The following is a 24,150-nucleotide window of genomic DNA, read 5'->3' as shown; positions in this document are numbered from 1 at the left end:
ATCGAGAAGTTAAACAAAATTGTGGTATTGAACGCTGTCAGGCTCGCACGAGCCGAGCGCAAAGAAATCATATTTTTCTCGCTATTTCTGCGTGGTTTGAACAACATAAACGTCGTATATCTGAAAAAATAACCCTTTATCAACAAAATTGGGACGTAATCAAAAATGCTATTGCTGAGCACATCCGTGTTTTATTAGCGTACCCAAATTAGTTTTGTGCGAAACTCGTGTAAAGGGAGTGCTATCAGAATAGACCAAAATACGGTTCGTAAGGTTAGAGCAAAGCGATCCTGGGTTACTTTACCAATACGGGTACTAGCGCGAAGAAGAAAATTATTATAATGCTGATGGGTACTAATGCTAAAAATGACGATAGCAACAGCAGCGAGCAGGTATAACAAACTATCCTGACTGGCGAAGATAACTCTAATTGCGCCACTGAGTTGAGATAATGTATCTAATGATAGTAAGCGAGTCAGATCTTTTACTATGGTAATTGGATAGTTGAGACTTATAGGATCGGTATCCGCAATCCAGAACATATAGCGATGGGTCGCATCTTTGATATCTGTTAATGCATCGGTTAACTGGGTTGCCGCAACGTAAGGCTTGGTTAATTCCAATATTTCACTATCATAACCAGAAATTATTGAGCTTAATAATTCTTTCCGGGTTTGGATGAGCGAATCATAAATTTGCGTTTGTTCTGGCGTCAAATTTTTTATTTCGGCTTGCTTTTCCTCGTTCTCTTTATTGTTGGAATCGAGATTTTCCAACATATCTTGATACTGAAGGCGATCAACTCGTTTGTTGATGATTTCTCTGTCAATTTGCTGATTTTTGGGAATTTCTGGCAAATGGTATAACTGCGCGCGTAATGCTTCACCTAAAGTAGTTGAACCGCTTAACCATTGGGCCTGTTCACGAATTGTCCCAAGCGCTTGACGAACGGTTAGTATATCACTGGAAGTCTGGCGTTGCCTTTGTTCAATATCATTTATTCTGTATGCTTGTTCATTAAGTCGTTGTGATAATTTACGATTTAGTTGCAATTGGGCTGTTAAAAATTTGGGAAGCTCTTCCCCTTGAGCAGCTAACATTTCAGTGTGTTTAAGTGCCAGTTGTGCTTTCTGTTGGCGCTGAAAGTTTAGATGATTTCGTAGTTGTTGAAGCTCTTGGTCGATTTGCTGATAACGTTTTTTAAAAAGCTCAATGCGTAAACGAGCAATTTCTTGGCGATTATTGGCTGAAAGCTGTGCTATTTCTAGTTCATTGGTTTTTGACTTTCTTGCCGTGACTTCTGTTTGTGCTAAGTTATATTGTGCTTCAGCTAAAGGGGAAACCGGAACATGCAGCGACTCTAGTCTTACGGTAGAGTCAGAAAGCAGCCGGCGAGCTTCTAATAATTGTTGAGGCAATGTTACAAGAGAATCGCTAATTTCACGATTTCTATCTTGTTCTTGCTGAATTTGTCTGCCTTGCTCAAGTAATTGACTACTAGCCTGAACAATACGTTGCTCAAGTTCGAGGATAGTTATATTGGTTGGTATAGTAACTGTTTTATTGCTTTCAATAAGAAATTGTTGCTGTAATTCTTTTATGATTTTGGGGAAATCATCAATTGCCTCTTGATAAGCACGGGTTTTTTTCTCTGACTCTTGTGCCTCTGATAACCAATTTAGGGCAACTTGTAATGCCTGAATAATCTCTGCATTTTTTGAATTTTTATTTGCTTCAAGTTGCTTAATCTCTTTTTTAATTTGTATTTTATCAAGATTAATTGCAGCAAATGCAGGTATCGTGATGAAAAAGAGACTAAATAGAATGCCGACTATCAGGCGCACAATATGATTTCCTCAGATAAAATTATTCAGATCCATCAATTAAATTTTGTCGATGGGTCTGTTCCTCAGTATTTGGATAAATTGATTCTGCTAATAATTCTCCTACTCGAGTGATGGATCCTTGCTCTAGAGTAGAATTGAATTTGATATGATTAGATTCAAACAAATTGATAACAGTTGAACCCAGTTTGAATTTTCCCATTTCTTCACCTTTTTTCAGATAAACTGCACCTGTTTTATCTTTTTCTGCGTAAGTCCAACGTTTGATAATTCCTTCCCGTTGATTATTGACGCAGCCACACCAGCTAGTATCTATGCTGCCAACAATTGTTGCGCCTATTAGAATTTGAGCCATTTTTCCAAATGCTGTTTCAAAAATACAGATGAGACGTTCATTACGGGCGAAAAGATTAGGGACGTTTGTTGCAGTCAGTTGATTAACAGAAAAGAGATCACCAGGAACATAAATCATTTCAGTTAGTAAGCCATCACAAGGCATATGGACACGATGATAGTCACGTGGAGATAAGTAAGTAGTTACAAATAAACCATTTCGAAACTGCTCGGCCAGTATATAATTACCTGCTAATAATGCCGCTAAACTGTAAGAATGACTTTTAGCTTGTAGGATCTGATCATCTATAATTAATCCTAATTGGCTTATTACACCATCGGCTGGTAGAGCAAGTTGATTACTACCTGCAACAATAGGACGAATATTTTGTTTTAATGGGCGAGTAAAAAATTCATTAAAGGTAGAATAAGCGCAAAACTCACTTTCTTTGGCTTCTGCCATATCAACTTTATAAAACTTGGCAAAAAGCTTGATCATTAATTGGGTAAACCCAGCCGCTTTTTGATCCGCAAGCCAACCTGCTAATTGCGTTAGCCCTTGTTTTGGTAATAGATATTGTAATTTGATCTTTATTTTTTCCAGCACATTAACCTCTAATCTGATCCTAATGTTATTGGGTTGTAATCAAAAAAAGATAGTTATTGTACCTATGCTTTTTATGAATTCCAGAATTATGTTTATAACTATTTATTATCTGTAAAAGATCCACGTGGTTTTATTTGTTCCATGCTTGCTAAAATTCGATGGTAATTTTCAAAACGTGATTTTGCTATTTTTCCAGCGATTACCGCTTGTTGTAATGCACATCCAGGATCGTCTAAATGCTTGCAATCATGAAATTTGCAGTATCCCAAATATTGCCTGAATTCGACAAATCCTTTAGTTATTTGTTCCTTTGTTAGATGCCATAAGCCAAACTCACGGATGCCTGGTGAATCGATAAGATCACCTCCTTTGGCGAAGTGGTAAAGACGTGCCGTTGTTGTTGTATGTTGACCTAATCCTGAATTATCAGATACTTGGTTGATTAAGATTTTTTCTTCATTATCAGGTAATAAGTTATTAATCAAACTGGACTTACCGACACCAGATTGCCCGACAAAAATAGATATTTTTCCTATAAGGTTTTCAATAAGCGTATCTATTCCTTCATTAGTATGACTGGATACCTCTAAAACTACATAGCCAATGTTATGATAAAGTTTTATTGCTTTACTTATTTCTTTTCTGTTCTCTTTACTGAGTAGGTCAATTTTATTTAAAATAATCATTGGTGCAATATTAAGTGTTTCGCAGGCAACTAAATAACGATCAATAATATTTAATGATAATTGGGGTAAAATTGCTGAGACAATAATCGCTTGGTTGATATTAGCCGCGATAGGCTTGAGCCCGTCATAGTAATCGGGGCGAGTCAAGACCGATGTTCGTTCATAGACTGCTTCTATGACACCATTAACTTTTATATTAGATTGCTGATGTAGCGCAGGACGCCAAATAACACGATCACCGGTGACTAATGAGTGAATTGTTCGGCGAATATTACAGCGTTGAATGTCACCTTCATTTGTCTCGATATCTGCATGCTGACCAAAACGGCTAATAACTAACCCATCTTGGGGAATACCAAGCTGATTATCATCAATATCTTGCTGAGATTGTTTTTTTAGCTTAGTTTGATGGTTTGCATGTATTCGGCGTTGTTGGCCTTTGGTAAATTTCTTTTTAGCCACCTGACCTCACTAATTTTATTGGTTTGTTGATTGAATTCATTATCAAGAGTTATCGCAGTTGTGCTTTTAAGAAGCTATCATACACTAAGTATTGCATGCTATCAGTTTAGAATGGAACCTAGGATATAACATGGTAAATAGTGAGAACAATTTGATATGGATAGATTTGGAAATGACGGGATTGGATCCGGAACAGGATCGTATCATTGAGATCGCAACAATCGTCACTGATTCCAATCTAACTATTTTATCCGAAGGGCCAGTGATTGCCATTCATCAATCAGAGCAACAGTTGTCACTTATGGATGAGTGGAATGTTAAAACTCATACTGAAAGTGGATTGATTGATAGAGTTAAATCTAGTCAATATGATGAAAAAAAAGCTGAATTAGCCACAATTGCATTTTTAGAAAAGTGGTTACCTGCGGGGGTTTCACCTATTTGTGGTAATAGTGTTGCTCAAGACCGTCGTTTTTTATTCAAATATATGCCTGAGTTGGAAAAATACTTTCATTACCGTTACTTAGATGTGAGTAGCTTAAAAGAGCTGGCGCGACGTTGGAAGCCTGATATATTGGCCGGTTTTACGAAAAAAAATACCCATCAGGCTTTAGAAGATATAAAGGAATCTATTGCAGAATTAGCTTATTATCGTCAACACTTTATCAACCTTTAAATCGTGTTATGATCATGCTGATTATGAGCGATTTGCTGTTTTAATCAGCATTTAGATTGAAAATAGATTTTTTATGGCTAAAAGTACTTGTCTGTTTGATAATTTTTCGTATAATTCGCAACCCATAGTGATTGGTAATATTGTTGTTATAAATATGCGGGAATAGCTCAGTTGGTAGAGCACGACCTTGCCAAAGTCGGGGTCGCGAGTTCGAGTCTCGTTTCCCGCTCCAGTATCTTATTTATTTTTATTTCTTAATCACCTTTTCTTAATGCGGGAATAGCTCAGTTGGTAGAGCACGACCTTGCCAAGGTCGGGGTCGCGAGTTCGAGTCTCGTTTCCCGCTCCAAATTATCCTTTTATCATTATTAGCATAAAACTCTGTGATATAATTTATTGTTTTTTATTATATTTTTTGTTCTTTCAGCTTATTAATTACTCAAAGTTTAGTGGCCAATTTATACCTATTTTGTTGATGAATTTTATTTTTCTGTTTTGGATTTTATTTAATTATAAGAATAAAATTTTTTGTTGCACTATGATAAAAACCGTCTATTTTTAAATAGGAGAGTTAGTTACTAAAAGAAGTCACAGTCTTGATTAATAGTCAACAATTATATAGCTAATCGAGATAGAATTTATTTGAAAAATCGGGCACATAGGACTTAGGACTTAGGACTTAGGACTTGCAAATCGTATCTGCTAGGCATAGAATTCCACTCCCCCAATTTTGAAGTAGATGTGATGTTACAGCATATACTTTATCAGTGAAGTGAACAATGTGGTGTCATTCTTGGCAGGGAAATTATTTTAGTATTTAAAATGTATTGTAGGTGAATTGATGTTGTTATTTACATTAATCTTAGAAATTTTATGGCTAAAACTGCTACATTTTCTCAGTTAAAATGTTTTAATAACTTATTCATTTACAATTCAATTTTGGTTATGGCACACAGTGTCTATTTTGCTTTGTTGCACAGAGTTATCCACAGGCAAATGCGTTTTTCTATCGCTATCGCTATTGATGCTTTTCTTTATCAATATCATTTAACTTATTGAAAATATTCAAAAAAATATTTATATTTTTTGATGATTGATTATATGGTTATTTTTTTATGATCAATGCATTTTTATTTTATGCACAAGTAAAATTAAACTATCTATTCTAGAAAATAATGATGTTAATAACCAGATATTGCGCGCAAGGCGCTATTATTATTTTGATAAGATTTTTATTTATAATAAAAGTATCATTTTAACGATATATTTCAAGGTGTAACTACCTGAGGCAATATAACATTTTTAATAGCGGATATTTACCTATGTCTCAATATATTGTAGCGCCTTCTTAGTGATGTAAAAAAGCTTCTCTCAACCAAATAATTTTAATCGTTTAAGACAAAAATATTGCATAATAAACGTTAATCTTTTGATATTAATAGAAATTTTTATATGTTTGTTTTTTATATAAATATATACAGATCAAATGATAGAATATTGATAAAAGCAAGTAACTGAAAAAGATTAACTAGCTGAATAATAAGCATATGATGTAAGTTTTATTGATAAATATGACATTAAATATCGCTATAATATTCGGTAAGTAATAGTATTTTGTGATATATTTTATGAATTAAATTATTAAATAAAAAATTATAAAAAGTGGCAATATTTTCATGAAAGAACTTATATTATTGCTTGCTAATGAAAAGGCAACAATAACCTTAGGGCAGCGTTTAGCTCAGCTTTGTAATCAAGGTTTTATTCTTTATTTATATGGAGACTTAGGTGCGGGGAAAACGACTTTTTGTCGCGGTTTTTTGCAAGGTTTAGGTTATAAAGGACATGTAAAAAGTCCAACTTACACGTTAGTTGAACCGTATTTGCTGGCTCCTAATCCTGTTTACCATTTTGATTTATATCGTTTAACTGATCCTGAAGAGCTTGAATTTATGGGTATCCGTGATTATTTTTATTGGCAGGCTATATGTTTGGTGGAGTGGCCAAAAAAAGGTGAAGGGATGCTACCATGCGCTGATCTTGAACTCTACCTATCATATGACAATAATGGAAGACAAGCACGATTTGTCGCGTTATCAACATATGGGGAAATGTTATTAGAAAAATTGTCATAATAGGAATACTAATCATGATGAAGACTTTGATGATTAATATAATAAAAAGATGGCAAACTCATGTATTTCTTTTATTAATGACAATAATATTACTTAGCAACTTATTATTGTCTAATGCACAGGCTGCAACTTTATCCAATATTCGCGTCAATGATAATTTATCCGAGGCAAAAGTCACTTTACACTTTGCTGGCGGTAATCCAGAGTACCGCTTCTTTCCCCTTCATGAGCCTGAGCGTTTGGTTGTCGATTTTCGTCAATCTGATCAGGTATCTGGCTTACCAATGAAGTTTATAAATAATAATTTGGTTAAAGGGATCCGTACTAGTCAGCCACCGAATAGTCAGTATCAACGTATTGTTATCGAATTGGCAAATGCAGTGAAAGCAAGTGCGGTGGCTGAACAAATAAATCATCGCTATCAAATAGTTTTTACCTTAAAGAATAATCGTGCTGGGGCATCGCAGCCTCAGACATCTCAGTCCGCAACTGAAGCAACTAATAAATTGCTATCAATTGATTCACAAGCTGAGAAAAAGTTTGCCAATAACTCACCAACTCCCTCAATATATAAAAATTTACCTAAAGGTACTCGGCAAGTTGTCGTGGCAATTGATGCTGGACATGGGGGTAAAGATCCAGGCGCAATTGGGCAAAATGGTCATCGTGAAAAAAATATAACAATGATAATTGCTCGTAAATTAGAGAACCATTTAAAGACAGATCCAATGTTTAAGCCAGTGATGACCCGTAATGGCGATTATTTTATTTCTATAGCGGGTCGTTCAGAAGTGGCACGCCAAAAAGCGGCTGATATGCTCGTTTCAATTCATGCTGATGCAGCACCTAATAATCGTGCCCGAGGTGTTTCTGTTTGGGTGCTTTCCAATCGAAGAGCGAATAGTGAATTGGGTAATTGGCTTGAACAACATGAAAAGCAATCTGAATTATTAGGTGGTGCCGGTGATGCGTTAGCAAATGGTGCAGATCCTTATCTTAGCCAAGCTGTTTTAGATTTACAATTTGGCAATTCCCAACGTGTAGGTTATGCTGTCGCGGTAAAAGTACTGAGAGAATTAAGTAAAATTGGTAATATCCATAAATATGATCCAGAACATGCCAGTCTTGGTGTACTTCGTTCTCCCGACATTCCATCTATTCTGGTGGAAACAGGTTTTATTAGTAATATTTCTGAAGAGCGCCTTTTAGTTTCTGACGATTATCAGGAAAGTTTAGCAGTAGCTATTCATCAAGGATTACGCAATTATTTTACCCAACACCCCTTACAAGCAGCGCCAAAATGATGGAATATGGCAGAGGTCATTATGTCAGCGATACAAATTCTTTCTCCTCAGTTAGCTAATCAAATTGCTGCGGGTGAAGTTGTTGAACGCCCATCATCGGTTGTGAAAGAGTTAGTCGAAAATAGTCTTGATGCTGGCGCCAGCCGTATTGATATTGAAATTGAGCGTGGTGGGGCAAAACTTATCCGTATCCATGACAATGGTAGTGGTATCGCCAAAGAAGATTTAACACTAGCATTGGAGCGGCATGCTACCAGCAAAATAGCCACGTTAGAAGATCTGGCCGCTATTATGAGTATGGGATTTAGAGGAGAAGCGCTGGCCAGTATTAGTTCGGTTTCTCGTTTAATACTAACTTCACGCGTCGAAACTCAGACAGAAGCCTGGCAAGCTTATGCTGAAGGGCGTGAGATGAATGTTACGCTAAAACCTGCTGCTCACCCAATAGGAACAACGGTTGAAGTTCTTGATCTGTTTTATAATACGCCGGCTCGACGTAAATTTTTACGTACAGAAAAAACCGAATTTAGCCATATTGATGAGATTGTACGTAGAATAGCTTTAGCGCGTTTCGATGTTGCAATCAATTTGCATCATAATGGTAAATTAGTTCGCCAGTATCGTGCGACAAATAGTGAAGAGCAATATGAACGACGCTTAGCTGCTATTTGTGGCACTTCTTTTATACAAAATGCGCTGAAATTATGTTGGCAACATGGTGATTTAGCCATTAAAGGCTGGATAACTAATCCCTATTTAGGTAAGGCCGCTGAAATTCAATATTGTTATGTTAATGGGCGCATAATGCGCGATCGATTAATCAATCATGCAATTCGTCAGGCCTATGCTGATCGTCTGCAAGAAGAACAGCAAGCGGCTTATGTGCTTTATTTAACCATTGATCCTCATCAGGTTGATGTTAATGTTCATCCAGCCAAACAGGAAGTCCGTTTTCACCAAGCGAGATTGGTTCATGATTTTATCTATCAGGGTGTGAACACGGTACTAAGCCAACAACACCAAAAACAATTTAATGAAGTCTCTGTTAGTTCAAACCAGGAAACTCATCTTGCTTCAGGATTACAAAATCGGTTAGCTGCGGGTGAAAATTTTTTTGCCTCAGATGATTCAAACCAGCATTTAGTTATTAAAGAGCAAGAAGCACAAGTAATAACAGAATTAAGCGCCAGTAGCCAAATTTCGCCGTCTAAAACAGCATCATTTTCTTGTTACAATAATGGAAAAATAGCTAAAAAAATCTATAACAAAAAACAGGGTGAGCTTTATCAGCAATTGATGCAAAATGAACCAGCTAAACAAGAAAAAATCCCACTTTTTCCAGAGCGAGAAGCGATAAAAACTGAAAAAATAGCAGTAAAATCGGTTGATATAGAAAAAAATGATAAAAATTATACATTTGGTAAAATACTAACAATTTATTCTAAAAATTTCGCATTTATTGAATCATCATTTGGAATAGGTTTGTTATCATTAGCGGAAGCTGAGCGATATTTAAAGCGAAGTCAATTAATTCCTACTGATAAAGAATTAAAATCTCAGCCCTTACTGATACCAATAAAGCTCGCATTAACAGAAAAGGAAATTGAAACTTTTTATCGAGTAAAGGTATTATTAAGTACCTTAGGTTTTGACATCAATATTTCTCATAACAAAGCAACAATTAGTGGTGTATCTTGTCCTTTGAGATCACAAAATTTAGCTGAACTATTTCCAAAACTATTGAAATATCTTGCTCAAAATACTTCTTGTCAGTTGATGGAATTAGTTGTTTGGTTAGCAGATCATTTAGTAAATGAAAAACAAGTGTGGACGATTGCACAAGGGGTACAGTTATTAGCGGATCTGGAGCGGACTTACCCTGAATTAGTTAAAGAACCACCGAAAACATTACTACAACTAATTGATTTTGAATCGGTGATAACGGCTTTAACTCATGAGTAAACAAATTTTTCAACATAAACCGCAAGCGATTTTTATCATGGGGCCAACGGCGTCAGGAAAGACAGCATTGGCAATGGCATTGCGTCAACAATTACCCGTTGAAATAATTAGTGTAGATTCTGCTTTAATTTATCGCGGTATGGATATAGGAACAGCGAAACCAACACGGGAAGAGCAACAAATTGCTCCACACCGATTAATTGATATATTGGATCCTGCTCAGTCTTATTCAGCCGCAGATTTTCGCCGTGATGCTTTATTAGAAATGGAAAAAATTGTCGCATCGGGCCGTATTCCCTTACTCGTTGGGGGGACTATGCTATATTTTAAAGCATTACTGGATGGGCTGTCACCCTTACCTTCTGCCGATGTCATAATTCGGGCAGAAATTGAAATGCAAGCGAAACAATTTGGTTGGGGTGCAATTCATAAACGTTTGCAAGCGGTTGATCCAATATCGGCAGCTAGAATCCATCCTAATGATCCTCAACGATTGTCTCGTGCCTTGGAGGTTTTCTTAGTTTCCGGGAAGAGTCTGACAGAATTAACTGAAATTGTAGAGGCAGAATTACCTTATAATGTGTTACAGTTTGCGATTTCACCGCAAGATCGTAAAATTCTCCACCAACGTATTGAGATGCGCTTCCTGCAAATGTTGAAGACGGGTTTTGAGGATGAAGTTAGCACTCTTTATGCTAGAGGGGATCTCAATGGGGATCTACCCGCTATACGTTCTGTTGGTTATCGTCAGATGTGGTCATATTTGTCTGGTGAAATCAGCTATGATGAAATGGTTTATCGTGGTATATGTGCAACACGTCAATTGGCTAAACGTCAAATTACATGGTTAAGAGGATGGAAAAACGTGCATAGACTCGATAGCGATCATATTAAGGGAATTCTTAACACAATATTGCATGTTATTAGTGCATAGGTTTGCTATTTATGTACAATTGGTGGTAAAGGCACAATTTTTTTTGAGTAGTTAATTTTTTCGAACCATAAAGGTTCTTAGTTAAAAACAACAAAATAAGGAAAATAGAGAATGGCTAAGGGGCAATCTTTGCAAGATCCGTTCCTAAACGCGTTACGTCGTGAAAGGGTTCCGGTTTCCATTTATTTGGTCAATGGCATCAAATTACAAGGTCAAATCGAATCATTTGATCAATTTGTTATTTTACTGAAAAACACAGTAAGCCAAATGGTATATAAGCATGCTATTTCTACTGTAGTACCTTCTCGTCCTGTATCTCACCATAGTAATCAAGGGGGTAATACAGGCTTAGATAATTACAATATAGGTAATGTGGCAGTTCCACAGGATAGTGATGCGACTGAATAATTCAGTTAATTATCTGAACAAAAAAGTACAGGTAAAGTTCCTTTTACCTGTATTTTGCCTGTTTGATATTTTTTAAGTCTAAGGAGTTGTGCTTTTGTTTGATAGACATGAAGGTGGGGAATTAGCTGTTCTTGTGCATGTTTTTTTCTCTAATGAAAAAGATACTGAAAACCTGATTGAATTTGAATCATTAGTCATCTCTGCGGGCATTAAGCCAGTACAGATAATCACAGGAAATCGCAAATCACCGCAGGATAAATATTTTGTTGGTGAGGGTAAAGCAGAAGAAATTGCGGCAGCTGTTAAAGACAGTAATGCCGATGTGGTTCTTTTTGATCATACGTTAAGCCCTGCACAGGAAAGAAATCTTGAACGATTATGTCAGTGCCGAGTTATTGATCGTACGGGTTTAATTTTAGATATATTTGCACAGCGCGCACGTACACATGAAGGTAAACTACAAGTTGAATTAGCTCAGTTAAGGCATATTTCTACCCGTTTGGTACGTGGCTGGACTCACCTTGAACGACAGAAAGGAGGGATCGGCTTACGTGGACCTGGTGAAACGCAACTTGAAACGGATCGTCGATTGATCCGCGGTAAAATTCGACAAATTCTTTCTCGGTTGGCTAAGGTAGAAAAGCAGAGAGAGCAGGGTAGACAAGCTAGAAGTAAAGCGGGTATTCCCACCATATCATTGGTAGGTTACACTAATGCAGGTAAGTCTAGTCTGTTTAATCAAATGACAAAGTCTGAAGTATATGCAGCAGATCAATTATTTGCGACGTTAGATCCTACATTACGGCGTATTGATATTGATGATGTTGGGGTGACAGTGTTGGCTGATACTGTAGGTTTTATTCGCCATCTACCTCATGATCTGGTCGCTGCATTTAAAGCAACATTGCAGGAAACACGCGAAGCCAGTCTATTATTACATGTTGTCGATGCTGCGGATAACCGTATGGAAGAAAATATCTGCGCAGTTGAGAGTGTACTAGAAGAAATTGAGGCTAATGAAATTCCGGCGCTGTTAGTCATGAATAAAATTGACATGTTGAATGGATTTACTCCCCGTATTGATCGCGATGAGAATAATGTCCCAATTCGGGTCTGGCTCTCTGCTCAAACTGGTGAAGGGATTCCATTATTATTACAGGTGCTGACAGAACGTCTTTCTGGTGAAATTGCACACTATGAATTGCGTTTACCGCCAGAAGCGGGTCGTTTGCGCAGTCGGTTCTATCAACTTCAGGCAATCGAATATGAAGAAATGGATAAAGATGGCAGTATCGTGCTTGAAGTGAAGCTGCCCATTGTTGACTGGCAAAGACTTTGCAAGCAAGAACAACCTTTACTTGAGTACATTGTTAAGTCAACACATTAAATGTGGTCAATAAATTGAACAAATTAAGAGTAAAATATTTTGCTCTTAGCCCTGAAAAACCAATCATAACGAATGGAGCTATAACATGGCGTGGAATCAGCCCGGTAATAACGGACAGGACCGCGACCCGTGGGGAAGCAGCAATAGCGGCAACTCCAGTGGTAATAAAGGTAATCGGAAAAAGGGAACTACTGATCTTGACGATCTGTTCCGCAAGTTGAGTCGCAAACTTGGTGGTTTAGGTGGGAATAATAAAGGTAAAAATGGTTCGAGTAATCAAAATGGCGTCAATATAAACGGCCGTTTTATCGTATTTATTATCGCAGCAGTTGTTATTATTTGGGCTGCAAGTGGTTTTTATACGATAAAAGAGAGTGATCGTGGCGTCGTTTTCCGTTTTGGTAAATATAGCCATACTGTTGAACCGGGTTTAAATTGGAAACCAAATTTTATTGAAAAAGTGATTCCGATTAATGTTGAAACCATTCGTGAACAAGCGACTAATGGTATAATGTTAACTTCGGATGAAAATGTTATTCAAGTAGAAATGAACGTCCAGTATCGCGTAACAGATCCGGCTCAATATTTATTTGTTACTAACCCGGATAACAGTTTACGTCAGGCAATAGATAGCGCAGTACGTGGAATTATTGGCCAATCAGCAATGGAACAGGTGTTAACGACGAAACGTGCCTTTATCCGTGATGAAACACAGAAAGAGTTAGAAAATACGATAAGACCTTATAATATGGGTATAACGATATTAGATGTTAACTTCCAGGCTGCTCGTCCACCGGAAGCGGTTAAAGCCGCATTTGATGATGTTATTGCAGCGCGAGAAGAAGAACAGAAGACCATTCGTGAAGCGCAAGCTTATCGTAATGAAGTTTTGCCATTAGCGAAGGGTAATGCGCAGAAATTTATTGAAGAAGCAACAGCTTATRAATCAAGTGTGGTTTTCAAGGCGGAAGGTGAAGTAGCCAGCTTTGCTAAAATGTKGCCAGAATATCGAGCTGCTCCTCAAATCACTCGTGAACGTWTATATATTGAGACAATGGAACGAGTATTAAGTAATACGCGTAAGGTTATTGTTAACGACAAGAGCAATAGTATGTTAGTGTTGCCGTTAGAGCAAATTTTACGCAGTGGAACCAAAGATAAAGCAGTAGATATACAAAAAATAACGCCACCAAAAGTTATTCAGCAATCAGATATTTCTACTGAATCGCCTTATTCATATAGCTATGGTACGCGGGATAATGCTCGGGGCAGTAATTCAATTCGTGTAGGGAGACAATAATCATGCGTAAATCAGTGATTGTTATTATTGTTGCTGCATTAGTTGTGTTGTATATGTCAATTTTCACTGTTCAACAAACAGAAAGAGGCATTATTCTACGCTTTGGTAAGGTTGTGCGTGATAGTGACAATAAACCTATTATTTATGAACCAGGTTTGCACCTCAAAATACCATTTATTGAAACGGTAAAAATATTGGATGCTCGTATTCAGACACTGGATGTTCAGGCAGATCGCTATCTGACTCGAGAAAATAAAGATTTAATGGTTGATTCCTATTTAAAATGGCGAATTACTGATTTTAGTCGTTACTATGTGGCGACCGGTGGCGGTAATCCTTATCAAGCTGAAACTTTACTGAAACGTAAATTTAGTGATCGTCTGCGTTCAGAATTTGGCCGGTTAAATGTGAAAGATATTATTACCGATTCTCGCGGGCGCTTGACCGTCGATGTGCGTGATGCACTTAATAAAGGTTCAGGTTCAGATACAGAAGCGACAAAAGATGCAGATCAGGCTATTGCCTCGGCAGCAGCCCGTTTTGATCAAGAGATCAAAGGTAATTCGCCAGTTGTTAATCCAAACAGCATGGCGGCGCTAGGGATCCAAGTTGTCGATGTTCGCATCAAACGTATTGAATTGCCAAGTGAAGTTTCGGAAGCGATATATCAACGTATGCGCGCTGAACGAGAGGCTGTAGCACGCCAACATCGTTCACAAGGTCAAGAAGAGGCCGTGAAGATCCGTGCAGCAGCAGATAAAACAGTGACCGAGACATTGGCAGAAGCGGAGCGCACGGCACTGAAATTACATGGTGAAGGGGATGCGATGGCAACTAAGCTATTTGCTGATGCATTTAACCAAGATCCTGATTTCTATGCTTTCATTCGTAGTTTACGGGCATACGAAAAGAGCTTTAGTAAAAATGGTGATGATGTGATGGTATTAAGTCCAGATACCGATTTTTTCCGCTATATGCGAGCACCAACTAAACAAAGAGCGGTACAGTGATCATTTAAAGACAAATGAAATGATTGCCAATTGACTCTAGGTAAGCCCGCATTAGGCGGGCTTTAATCTGTTAAGATTGTCATGAAAAGACGTATTGGTGTTATAAAAATTGCTGGCAGCTAATGATTGAAATGGTAGAATTCTTTTTTAAGCAATCGAGTGAATTTTGAAATGGGTAAAAACGTTGTCGTATTAGGTACTCAGTGGGGTGATGAAGGTAAAGGCAAAATAGTCGATTTACTAACTGAACGCGCTAAGTATGGTGTTCGTTACCAAGGTGGGCATAATGCTGGTCATACGCTAGTGGTTAATGGTGAGAAAACTGTTCTCCATCTTATCCCATCAGGTATTTTGCGTGAAAATGTCATAAGCGTCATTGGCAATGGTGTAGTATTAGCGCCTGATGCATTAATGGATGAAATGAAAAAATTGGAAGCGCGCGGCGTGCCAGTGCGCGAACGCCTCAAAATTTCGGCAGCTTGTCCATTAATCTTGCCCTATCATGTTGCTTTAGATAATGAGCGTGAAAAAGCGCGAGGCGCAAAAGCGATAGGAACGACCGGCCGGGGCATTGGACCTGCTTATGAAGATAAAGTTGCCCGTCGTGGATTACGTGTTGGCGATCTGTTTAATAAAGAAACCTTTCCAGTCAAACTTAAAGAAATTGTTGATTACCATAATTTTCAATTAGTGAATTATTATAAAGCAGCTGCAATCGATTACCAAAAAACATTAGATGATATTATGGTTATTGCCGATATTTTGACGGCGATGACCGTTGATGTCGCTGATTTATTATACAAAGCGCATCAAAAAGGCGAATTAGTGATGTATGAAGGCGCTCAGGGAACATTGCTGGACATTGATCATGGTACTTATCCCTATGTGACTTCATCAAACACAACGGCGGGCGGTGTTGCGACTGGTTCAGGATTAGGTCCGCGTTATATTGATTATGTTTTAGGAATATTGAAAGCTTATTCTACCCGTGTAGGTGGCGGTCCTTTTCCAACGGAGTTGTCTGATGAGACCGGCGAATACCTGCGTGAAAAAGGGCAAGAATTTGGTGCAACAACAGGCCGTTGCCGTCGTACAGGTTGGTTAGATATTGTTGCTATTAACCGGGCAGTCCAAATCAATTCTCTTTCCGGTTTCTGTTTAACTAAATTAGATGTATTAGACGGTTTGGATGAAGTGAAACTTTGTGTTGCTTATCGCAAACTAGATGGGACTGAATTGACTATAACGCCGTTAGCGGCAGAGGAATGGGAAGATTTAGTGCCGATATATGAAACGTTACCAGGCTGGAGTGAAAGTACTTTTGGTGTAAAAGAATATAATCAATTACCTAAAGCAGCCATTGATTATATTAAACGGATTGAGGAATTAACCGGGGTCCCGATAGATATTATTTCGACTGGACCTGATCGTGCTGAAACAATGATATTACGAGATCCTTTTGATGCATAATTTTACCACTCAATAATATTGCTCAAAGAGTGACGCCTGAACATTCAGGCGTTATTTTTATATCTAGTAATTCATATTACCTGATTACTGATCAATTTTGCTTAATATGATAAAAATTTACATAATAGATATAACTAGATGAATTAATGTCAAGAAGATGTCTTTCCATTTTTGTTTTATAACCAGAGGTTAATGTGCAGTTAACAAGTTTTACTGATTATGGCTTAAGAGCATTAATTTATATGGCTTCATTACCTAAGGATAAAAGAACTAATATTACTGAAGTTGCTAATGTATACGGTGTCTCGCGTAACCATATGGTAAAAATTATTAATCAATTAAGCCGATGTGGACTTGTTGCTGCGGTGAGAGGGAAAAATGTAGGGATTTACTTAGGCAAGCCAGCTGAGCAGATCCGGATAGGTGATGTTGTTCGTCTATTAGAGCCTCTAGCATTAGTTAATTGCTGCAGCGATTTTTGCCATATTACTTCTGCTTGTCGATTAAAAAAAATATTAAATCAAGCAATTGAACTTTTTTTAAATGAATTAGATAAATATACACTGGCAGATCTAATAGAAAATAATAAGCTACTTTATAAGTTACTATTAAAATAAATAACGGGCCTGGTGTATTAGTGGGTTATATTAATCAAAGTGGTAGCGGAGGTGAGTGATGGCAAAAGATCCTTATAAAGACCGGGAAGCTGAGAAATATCATTCACCAATTGCAAGTCGTGAATATATTTTAGAGGTATTAGCAAAATTTACTAAGCCTGTAAGTCGACAGGAAATCGCCCGAATATTAAAGTTAACTAAAGAAGAAGAGTTAAAGGTTTTTCGGCGCCGCTTACGTGCTATGGAACGTGATGGGCAATTGGTATTTACTCGTCGTCAATGTTATGCCTTACCTGAACGCCTTGATTTACTCAAAGGCACAGTTATTGGCCATCGTGATGGTTTTGGTTTTTTACGGGTAGAAGGCCAGAAAGACGATTTTTACCTTTCTTTAGAAGAAATGAAAAAAGCGCTGCATGGTGATGTTGTACTTATCCAGCCATTGGGCAAAGATCGGCGAGGACGTACAGAAGTTCGCATTGTTCGAGTGCTTGTCCCACGAAATAATCATATTGTAGGACGTTATTTTATAGAATCGGGGATGGGGTATGTAGTCCCTGATGATAGTCGACTGTCCTTTGACATATTGATCCCTAAAGAGCAGGTTAACTGTGCCAGGATGGGAAATGTGGTTGTCGTTGAGATGACAACCCGACCAGCGCGCCATACCCAGGCAGTAGGAAATATTGTCGAAGTATTAGGCGAAAGCATGGGGACTAACATTGCGGTAGAGATTGCATTAAGAACCTATGAAATTCCGTATAGTTGGCCGCCACAAGTTGAGAAGCAAGTTGCTGATTTGTCCGAACAGATCCCTGCGTCAGCAAAAAAAGGCAGAGTAGACTTATGTCATCTACCTTTAGTCACCATTGATGGCGAAGATGCCCGAGATTTTGATGATGCAGTTTATTGTATGCCGAAAGAAGACGGTGGCTGGTGCTTATGGGTCGCGATTGCTGATGTTAGTTATTATGTGCGGCCACAAACGGCTTTGGATAGTGAAGCGGTTAGTCGGGGAAATTCAGTCTATTTTCCATCACGAGTGATCCCTATGTTGCCTGAAATTCTTTCTAATGGGTTATGTTCATTAAACCCTGAAGTTGAGAGGCTTTGCATGGTATCTGAAATGCAGCTATCGGCGGAAGGGAAAATTACTTCATCTAAATTCTATGAAGCCGTAATGCGTTCTCATGCCAGATTGACTTATACCAAAGTCTGGAAAATTTTACAGGGTGACGAAGAATTACGTCAACATTATCAAGACCTGGTGCCGCATTTAGAACAACTTCATCGATTATATAAAGCGTTAGACAATGCGCGCATAAAACGGGGTGCTATCTCCTTTGAATCTGAAGAAGCTAAATTTATTTTTAATGCAGAAAAACGCATTGAGCGGATAGAGCCGGTTGAACGTAATGATGCGCATAAATTAATTGAAGAGTGTATGATTTTAGCGAATATCGCTGCCGCACGTTTTGTTGAGCGGAATAAAGAACCTAGCTTGTACCGTGTCCATGATAGGCCCAAACAAGAGAGTATTGTAAATTTGCGGACGGTATTTAGCGAGCTGGGTTTGACATTACCAGGTGGCATGAAACCACAGTCAGCTGATTATGCTAAAGTTATGGATGAAGTGGCTGAACGTCCGGATCATGAATTGCTGCAAACAATGATTTTGCGTTCAATGAAACAAGCTATTTATGATCCTGAAAATAGAGGGCATTTTGGCTTAGCACTGAAGTCTTATGCCCATTTCACTTCACCGATCCGTCGATATCCTGATTTAGCGTTACATCGTTCGATTAAATATCTTTTATCTGGCCAACATGGAAACAATCAACATCGCTCGACGCCGACCGGTGGTTGGCATTCTGATACTCATGAAATGCTGCAATTGGGTGAACATTGTTCAATGACCGAACGGCGAGCTGATGAAGCGACGAGAGATGTTGCTGATTGGTTGAAATGTGATTTTATGCAGGATCAAGTTGGCAATGTATTTACTGGCATTATCACCAGTGTCACGGGTTTTGGCTTTTTTGTCCGCTTAAAAGATCTTTTTATTGATGGTCTGGTGCATGTCTCATCACTTAATAATGATTACTATCGCTACGATAATGTAGGACAGAGACTTATTGGTGAGTCTTCGGGGATGGTATATCGTCTTGGTGATGAAGTTGAAATTAGCGTTGAAGCTGTACATATGGATGAACGCAAGATCGATTTTGCATTGATATCAACCTTACGTAAGGCGAAAAATCCAGGTAAGACAGCAAAAGAAAAAGCAAAAAAGCAATTTAAAAAAACAATTTCAACTCATAGCAAGCAAGATCACAGCCAGGACAAAAATTTTGAGCCTAGTGGTGCATTTATTAAAGCGAATAAAAAAGGCAGCGGCAACGCTAAAAAAGTAGATAAGAAAGGGAAAAAGGTTTCTGATAAAAGTAAAAAAATTGCCGCAAAATTGAGAGCAAAAAAGGCTATCAAAAAAGCACAAAAATAATCTTAGTTATTTTTATTACTGATCTTCATCGGCAATGATTGACTATCTTTGAGAGTTATAAAGTAATCGATAAATTTATGAGTGAAATTATTTATGGTATTCATGCAGTGCAAGCACTGCTGGAGCGCGATCCATCGCGTTTAAAACAAGTTTATGTACTCAAAGGGCGTGAAGATAAACGTTTATTGCCGATTATTCACCAGCTTGAAAAATTGGGTATTATTATCCAGTTAGCTAATCGTCAATGGATGGATAAGCAGACAGAGAACGCTGTTCATCAGGGCATTATTGCTCAGGTAAAACCCGGGCGGCAATATCAAGAGAGTGATTTAGATATTATTATTTCTCAGACAAAATCACCCTTTTTGCTTATATTAGATGGTATTACCGATCCACATAACTTAGGTGCTTGTTTACGTAGTGCAGAGGCTGCGGGTATTGATGCGGTTATTGTATCAAAGGATAAATCTGCTCAACTTAATGCCATCGCTAAGAAAGTTGCCTGTGGTGCAGCTGAGAGTATGCCATTAATTCGGGTTACCAATCTTGCGCGGACACTACGTCAATTGCAGCAGCATGATATCTGGATTGTTGGCACTGCATGTGACGCCAATCATACATTATATGAGAGTAAGTTAACCGGGGCGGTTGCATTGGTGATGGGTGCTGAAGGTGAAGGTATGCGTCGTTTAACAAGGGAACATTGTGATGAACTGATTAGTATTCCAATGGCCGGTATGGTTTCGTCTTTAAATGTCTCTGTTGCGACCGGCGTTTGTTTATTCGAAGCAGTACGTCAACGGCACAGTTATTGAGAAAAAGTAAGAGCATTGATAATCTTGGCAAGATTACTTAACCCAATTCAATGGCGATAAGTGATGATTTAATCTATTGCTTGAGTTTTAACTAAAAGATAGGTATAGTTAGGCGTCGATTTTTCAGCTGCGCTTAAATAAGTTCCTTGCCTCCATGGGATGCGGCTGACCCTGATAGGAGGCTGATTAATCCGTAAGGAGCAAAACTCATGCGTCATTACGAAATAGTTTTTATGGTTCATCCGGACCAAAGCGAGCAAGTTGCAGGTATGATTGAGCGTTATAGTAGTTCTATCACCGAAGCGCAAGGTCAAATCCATCGCTTGGAAGACTGGGGTCGCCGTCAATTGGCTTATCCAATCAATAAATTGCACAAAGCACACTATGTTCTGATGAACGTTGAAGCGCCGCAAGAAGTGATTGATGAGTTAGAAACAAACTTCCGCTTCAATGATGCCGTTGTCCGCAGCATGATTATGCGTGTTAAGCATGCGGTTACTGAAGCTTCTCCAATGGTTAAAGCCAAAGACGATCGTCGCAGTCGTGATTTGGTTGATGAAGACCTGGAAGGAATTGAGGTTGCTGAGGATTCTGAAGAGTAAATTTGGTTGTGAATACTAATCGATTGGTGCTGTCAGGCAAAATCTGTAATGCGCCGATAAGAAAAGTCAGTCCAGCTGGGGTTCCTCACTGCCAGTTTGTGCTCGAACATCGTTCACAGCAGCAGGAAGCCGGTTTTGATCGGCAAGTATGGTGTAGAATAACCATCATCGCCAGCGGACAAAAATTACAACAGTTTACTCACAGTATAACGGTCGGTAGTTGGATCACAGTTATCGGTTTTATTAGTAGCCATCAGGGCGCTAATGGCTTGAATAACTTGGTGCTTCACGCCGAGCAGATTGAATTGATAGATTCTGGAGACTAGCCAAATGGCACGTTATTTCCGTCGTCGTAAGTTCTGCCGTTTCACAGCGGAAGGCGTTCAAGAGATTGATTATAAAGATATCGCAACGCTAAAAAACTATATCACTGAAAGTGGTAAAATTGTACCAAGTCGTATCACTGGTACTCGTGCAAAATACCAGCGTCAGCTCGCTCGTGCTATCAAGCGCGCGCGTTACCTGTCTCTGTTGCCATATACTGATCGTCATCAGTAATTGGTACGGTCCATTAACGACTTAAAGAGGATAAGGTAATGCAAATTATTCTACTGGATAAAGTAGCAAACCTGGGTAGCCTGGGTGATAAAGTTGATGTTAAAGCGGGTTATGCTCGTAACTATTTAGTTCCGCTGGGAAAAGCTGTTCCTGCAACTAAAAAGAATGTTGAATTTTTTGAAGCACGCCGTGCCGAATTAGAAGCTAAATTAGCCGATGTTCTGGCTTTTGCGGAAGGGCGCGCTGAAAAAATTAATTCATTAGCAACAGTAACCATCGCCTCTAAAGCCGGTGATGAAGGTAAACTGTTTGGTTCGATCGGGACTCGTGATATTGCTCAGGCAGTCACTGCTGCCGGTGTTGAGGTTATGAAAAGCGAAGTTCGCTTACCAAATGGTGTATTGCGTACTGTTGGTGAACATGAAGTTCATTTCCAAGTGCATAGTGATGTATTTGCAAAACTGAATGTGAATATTATTGCTGAATAATTGCTTTCTGATTATTATGCACAAACAAAAACACCAGCTGATGCTGGTGTTTTTGTTCCGATTTCTATCAGCTAAATCATTGTTGCTATTAATCAATCGTACAAAGTCAATTGTTTTACTTTTTTATCTCTGCCGAGTGTTAGAGGAATTTTTGGCTGGTAGTCGATAATTTTAATTCATGAAATTGTCACTATTCATATATTATCATTTATAGATATTATATTTAGGAATAAAATTTATTTTTCAAACTGAAATCCCACCTTTAGGTTTTTAGTATTATAAAATTAATGAATTGATATAAAATTAGAATATTATTTTTAACTAGATTTATTTTATATGGTTATTTACCCATTTATTTGAGACTGTTATTCTTTATTATTATTTATAATTTAATAAACAGGAGCTGTTATGACAGATCAGGCATTTGATTCAATTGAAACTCAGGCAAGTTATGGCATTGGTCTTCAAGTTGGTCAACAGCTTTTAGAATCAGGCTTGGAAGGCATTCAGCCAGAAGCTTTACTTGCGGGTTTATGTGATGCATTACATAGTAAAACGCCGGTGGTTCCCTGTTGAAGCTTTGCATAGAGCATTACGAGAGATCCATGAACGTGCGGATGCTCAGCGGCGTGAATTTCAGCAAGCAGCGGCGGTGGAAGGACAAAATTTTTTGGACAACAATCAGCAACGTGAGGAAGTCAATACTACGGAATCAGGATTACAATTTAGTATATTAAAACAAGGTGAAGGCCCGATCCCGGCTAAAGCAGATCGGGTTCGTGTTCATTATACTGGTCGATTAATCGATGGTACGGTTTTTGATAGTTCAAAAGATCGAGGGCAACCAGCAGAATTTCCTGTTAATGGTGTGATTGCTGGCTGGATTGAGGCGTTAACATTGATGCCTACAGGATCAAAGTGGGAACTTTATATTCCGCATAATTTAGCCTATGGTGAACGTGGTGCTGGCGCCGCTATTCCTCCTTTTAGCACGTTAATATTCGAAGTTGAATTACTAGAAATTATATAATTAAGTTTTACTTGTCATCGAGTTAGTTGGTGTATTAATAAGATAATTCGATAAATAATCTATGCCGTTTTCCGAGATATATTATGCTTGAGCAAATATGTGATTTGACGAAAGAAGCAGGTAGCGCAATTATGACTATCTATGAAAGTGCACAACAATTTGCTGTTAAGCACAAAAAAGATAGCTCACCGGTGACTGAAGCCGATCTTATTGCTCACCAAATTATTAAAACTGGATTGACAAGTATAACGCCACATATTCCGCTACTCTCTGAAGAAGATCCACCGGCTTGGCAAGAGCGCTGTCATTGGGAAAGCTATTGGTTAGTGGATCCGCTCGACGGAACTAAAGAGTTTATTCATAGGAATGGTGAATTTACCGTTAATATTGCTTTGATTCAGTCGGGTTCTCCTGTTATGGGGATTATTTATGCGCCAGCAAAAAATGTGCTTTATGCTAGTGAGCAAGGGGCGGCATGGAAAATAGTGGATGGAGTAAAACAATTACTTCATGTTGCTAATGGACATCCCCCGCTAATTGTTATTAGCCGTTCTTATCAGGATAAAGAATTGACTGATTATTTAGCACAAATGGGGCAGCATGAAATTATGGTGATGGGTTCTTCACTAAAATTTTGTCTTATTGCTGAAGGCAAAGCACAGCTTTATCCGCGATTTGGTCCCACTCATATTTGGGATACTGCGGCAGGACATGCGATCGCCCAAGCGGCAGGTGCTAAAGTGACGGATTGGTATGGTAGAACATTAGACTATTCCCCCAGAGAATCATTTATTAATCCGGGATTTAGAGTGTCAATATTCTGATGGTTTAATTAATTATTTTTTTAATTGTGTTTCAATCAATTTAATAACGGGCACCTCGAAAAACCTAAGCCGAGTTTGATTTTGCTGATAAAGTTATCGGAAGCTGGTCTACTGAGCTAACCACCATGAAGAAACGCAGCGCCATTAAGAATGACCTCTTTGCAAACCAGTATCACCAACAGACGATCGACAAGT

General features: G+C 38.3%; 21 protein-coding genes, 2 tRNA genes and 2 pseudogenes. 22 read left to right on the top strand and 3 right to left on the bottom strand.

Annotation, left to right across the window (positions count from 1 at the left end; all coding sequences use genetic code 11):
• Positions 1 to 212: pseudogene (locus tag CBG25_RS17335) on the top strand (hypothetical protein); the annotation flags it as partial.
• On the opposite strand, the gene CBG25_RS17330 reads toward CBG25_RS17335, so the two are convergent.
• The 3 genes from CBG25_RS17330 to rsgA all read right to left on the bottom strand — a co-directional run bounded on the left by CBG25_RS17330 (position 195) and on the right by rsgA (position 3,932).
• Complete coding sequence (locus tag CBG25_RS17330) at positions 195 to 1,844, bottom strand: hypothetical protein (RefSeq protein WP_290608222.1); 1,650 nt, start codon at positions 1,842 to 1,844, stop codon at positions 195 to 197. The pseudogene CBG25_RS17335 and the gene CBG25_RS17330 overlap by 18 nt on opposite strands.
• A 22-nt stretch (positions 1,845 to 1,866) precedes the next feature.
• A complete protein-coding gene (asd, locus tag CBG25_RS17325; RefSeq protein ID WP_290608220.1) occupies positions 1,867 to 2,784 on the bottom strand; it encodes an archaetidylserine decarboxylase in 918 nt (305 codons plus the stop codon).
• Between the two features lie 98 nt (positions 2,785 to 2,882).
• On the bottom strand, positions 2,883 to 3,932 hold the full coding sequence (gene rsgA / locus CBG25_RS17320; protein WP_290608218.1) for a small ribosomal subunit biogenesis GTPase RsgA: 1,050 nt from the start codon (positions 3,930 to 3,932) through the stop codon (positions 2,883 to 2,885).
• A gap of 130 nt (positions 3,933 to 4,062) precedes the next feature.
• Between rsgA and orn the strand changes: the two genes are divergently transcribed.
• From orn to cysQ, 21 genes and pseudogenes are all read left to right on the top strand, one after another.
• Positions 4,063 to 4,608, top strand: coding sequence for an oligoribonuclease (gene orn / locus CBG25_RS17315; RefSeq protein WP_032114354.1), 546 nt, complete (start codon positions 4,063 to 4,065; stop codon positions 4,606 to 4,608).
• Positions 4,609 to 4,764: 156 nt separating this feature from the next.
• Positions 4,765 to 4,840: transfer RNA gene (locus tag CBG25_RS17310), tRNA-Gly, on the top strand.
• A gap of 41 nt (positions 4,841 to 4,881) precedes the next feature.
• Positions 4,882 to 4,957 (top strand) — tRNA-Gly (locus tag CBG25_RS17305).
• 1,327 nt (positions 4,958 to 6,284) lie between these two features.
• A complete protein-coding gene (gene tsaE / locus CBG25_RS17300; protein ID WP_290608215.1) occupies positions 6,285 to 6,743 on the top strand; it encodes a tRNA (adenosine(37)-N6)-threonylcarbamoyltransferase complex ATPase subunit type 1 TsaE in 459 nt (152 codons plus the stop codon).
• A gap of 14 nt (positions 6,744 to 6,757) precedes the next feature.
• Positions 6,758 to 8,047, top strand: coding sequence for an N-acetylmuramoyl-L-alanine amidase AmiB (amiB, locus tag CBG25_RS17295; RefSeq protein ID WP_290608214.1), 1,290 nt, complete (start codon positions 6,758 to 6,760; stop codon positions 8,045 to 8,047).
• A 21-nt stretch (positions 8,048 to 8,068) separates the two neighbouring features.
• Positions 8,069 to 10,009: a DNA mismatch repair endonuclease MutL gene (mutL, locus tag CBG25_RS17290; RefSeq protein ID WP_290608212.1), complete on the top strand. Its 1,941-nt coding sequence runs from the start codon at positions 8,069 to 8,071 to the stop codon at positions 10,007 to 10,009.
• Positions 10,002 to 10,943, top strand: a complete 942-nt coding sequence (miaA, locus tag CBG25_RS17285; protein WP_290608211.1) for a tRNA (adenosine(37)-N6)-dimethylallyltransferase MiaA — start codon at positions 10,002 to 10,004, stop codon at positions 10,941 to 10,943. The genes mutL and miaA overlap by 8 nt, the downstream gene beginning before the upstream one ends.
• A 111-nt stretch (positions 10,944 to 11,054) precedes the next feature.
• Positions 11,055 to 11,351, top strand: a complete 297-nt coding sequence (gene hfq, locus CBG25_RS17280) for an RNA chaperone Hfq (RefSeq protein WP_290608210.1) — start codon at positions 11,055 to 11,057, stop codon at positions 11,349 to 11,351.
• Positions 11,352 to 11,445: 94 nt separating this feature from the next.
• On the top strand, positions 11,446 to 12,738 hold the full coding sequence (gene hflX / locus CBG25_RS17275) for a ribosome rescue GTPase HflX (protein WP_290608208.1): 1,293 nt from the start codon (positions 11,446 to 11,448) through the stop codon (positions 12,736 to 12,738).
• An 85-nt stretch (positions 12,739 to 12,823) separates the two neighbouring features.
• Positions 12,824 to 14,038 (top strand): FtsH protease activity modulator HflK, encoded by a 1,215-nt coding sequence (gene hflK / locus CBG25_RS17270; RefSeq protein WP_290608206.1) that lies wholly within the window; start codon positions 12,824 to 12,826, stop codon positions 14,036 to 14,038.
• Between the two features lie 2 nt (positions 14,039 to 14,040).
• Complete coding sequence (gene hflC / locus CBG25_RS17265) at positions 14,041 to 15,048, top strand: protease modulator HflC (protein ID WP_290608204.1); 1,008 nt, start codon at positions 14,041 to 14,043, stop codon at positions 15,046 to 15,048.
• 171 nt (positions 15,049 to 15,219) lie between these two features.
• Entirely contained in the window at positions 15,220 to 16,518 is a 1,299-nt protein-coding gene (locus tag CBG25_RS17260; RefSeq protein ID WP_290608202.1) for an adenylosuccinate synthase, read from the top strand.
• 194 nt (positions 16,519 to 16,712) lie between these two features.
• A complete protein-coding gene (gene nsrR, locus CBG25_RS17255; RefSeq protein WP_290608200.1) occupies positions 16,713 to 17,135 on the top strand; it encodes a nitric oxide-sensing transcriptional repressor NsrR in 423 nt (140 codons plus the stop codon).
• A 58-nt stretch (positions 17,136 to 17,193) separates the two neighbouring features.
• A complete protein-coding gene (rnr, locus tag CBG25_RS17250) occupies positions 17,194 to 19,638 on the top strand; it encodes a ribonuclease R (RefSeq protein ID WP_290608198.1) in 2,445 nt (814 codons plus the stop codon).
• Between the two features lie 77 nt (positions 19,639 to 19,715).
• Entirely contained in the window at positions 19,716 to 20,453 is a 738-nt protein-coding gene (gene rlmB, locus CBG25_RS17245) for a 23S rRNA (guanosine(2251)-2'-O)-methyltransferase RlmB (protein WP_290608197.1), read from the top strand.
• 209 nt (positions 20,454 to 20,662) lie between these two features.
• Positions 20,663 to 21,055 carry a 30S ribosomal protein S6 gene (gene rpsF / locus CBG25_RS17240; protein ID WP_032114365.1) on the top strand — a complete coding sequence of 131 codons (393 nt, stop codon included), beginning with the start codon at positions 20,663 to 20,665 and terminating at the stop codon, positions 21,053 to 21,055.
• An 8-nt stretch (positions 21,056 to 21,063) separates the two neighbouring features.
• Positions 21,064 to 21,381: a primosomal replication protein N gene (gene priB / locus CBG25_RS17235; RefSeq protein ID WP_290608194.1), complete on the top strand. Its 318-nt coding sequence runs from the start codon at positions 21,064 to 21,066 to the stop codon at positions 21,379 to 21,381.
• Positions 21,382 to 21,385: 4 nt separating this feature from the next.
• Positions 21,386 to 21,613 (top strand): 30S ribosomal protein S18, encoded by a 228-nt coding sequence (gene rpsR / locus CBG25_RS17230; RefSeq protein ID WP_000135199.1) that lies wholly within the window; start codon positions 21,386 to 21,388, stop codon positions 21,611 to 21,613.
• 38 nt (positions 21,614 to 21,651) lie between these two features.
• Positions 21,652 to 22,101 carry a 50S ribosomal protein L9 gene (gene rplI, locus CBG25_RS17225; RefSeq protein WP_290608180.1) on the top strand — a complete coding sequence of 150 codons (450 nt, stop codon included), beginning with the start codon at positions 21,652 to 21,654 and terminating at the stop codon, positions 22,099 to 22,101.
• A 408-nt stretch (positions 22,102 to 22,509) separates the two neighbouring features.
• Positions 22,510 to 23,131, top strand: a pseudogene (locus CBG25_RS17220) (FKBP-type peptidyl-prolyl cis-trans isomerase).
• An 83-nt stretch (positions 23,132 to 23,214) separates the two neighbouring features.
• Entirely contained in the window at positions 23,215 to 23,955 is a 741-nt protein-coding gene (gene cysQ / locus CBG25_RS17215) for a 3'(2'),5'-bisphosphate nucleotidase CysQ (RefSeq protein WP_290608177.1), read from the top strand.
• Positions 23,956 to 24,150: the final 195 nt, after the last annotated feature.

The sequence above is a fragment of the Arsenophonus sp. ENCA genome, from assembly GCF_002287155.1.
GTDB lineage: Bacteria > Pseudomonadota > Gammaproteobacteria > Enterobacterales > Enterobacteriaceae > Arsenophonus > Arsenophonus nilaparvatae.
Note: the sequence above shows the minus strand (reverse complement) of the source record. Positions and strands in the feature narration are given on the sequence as shown.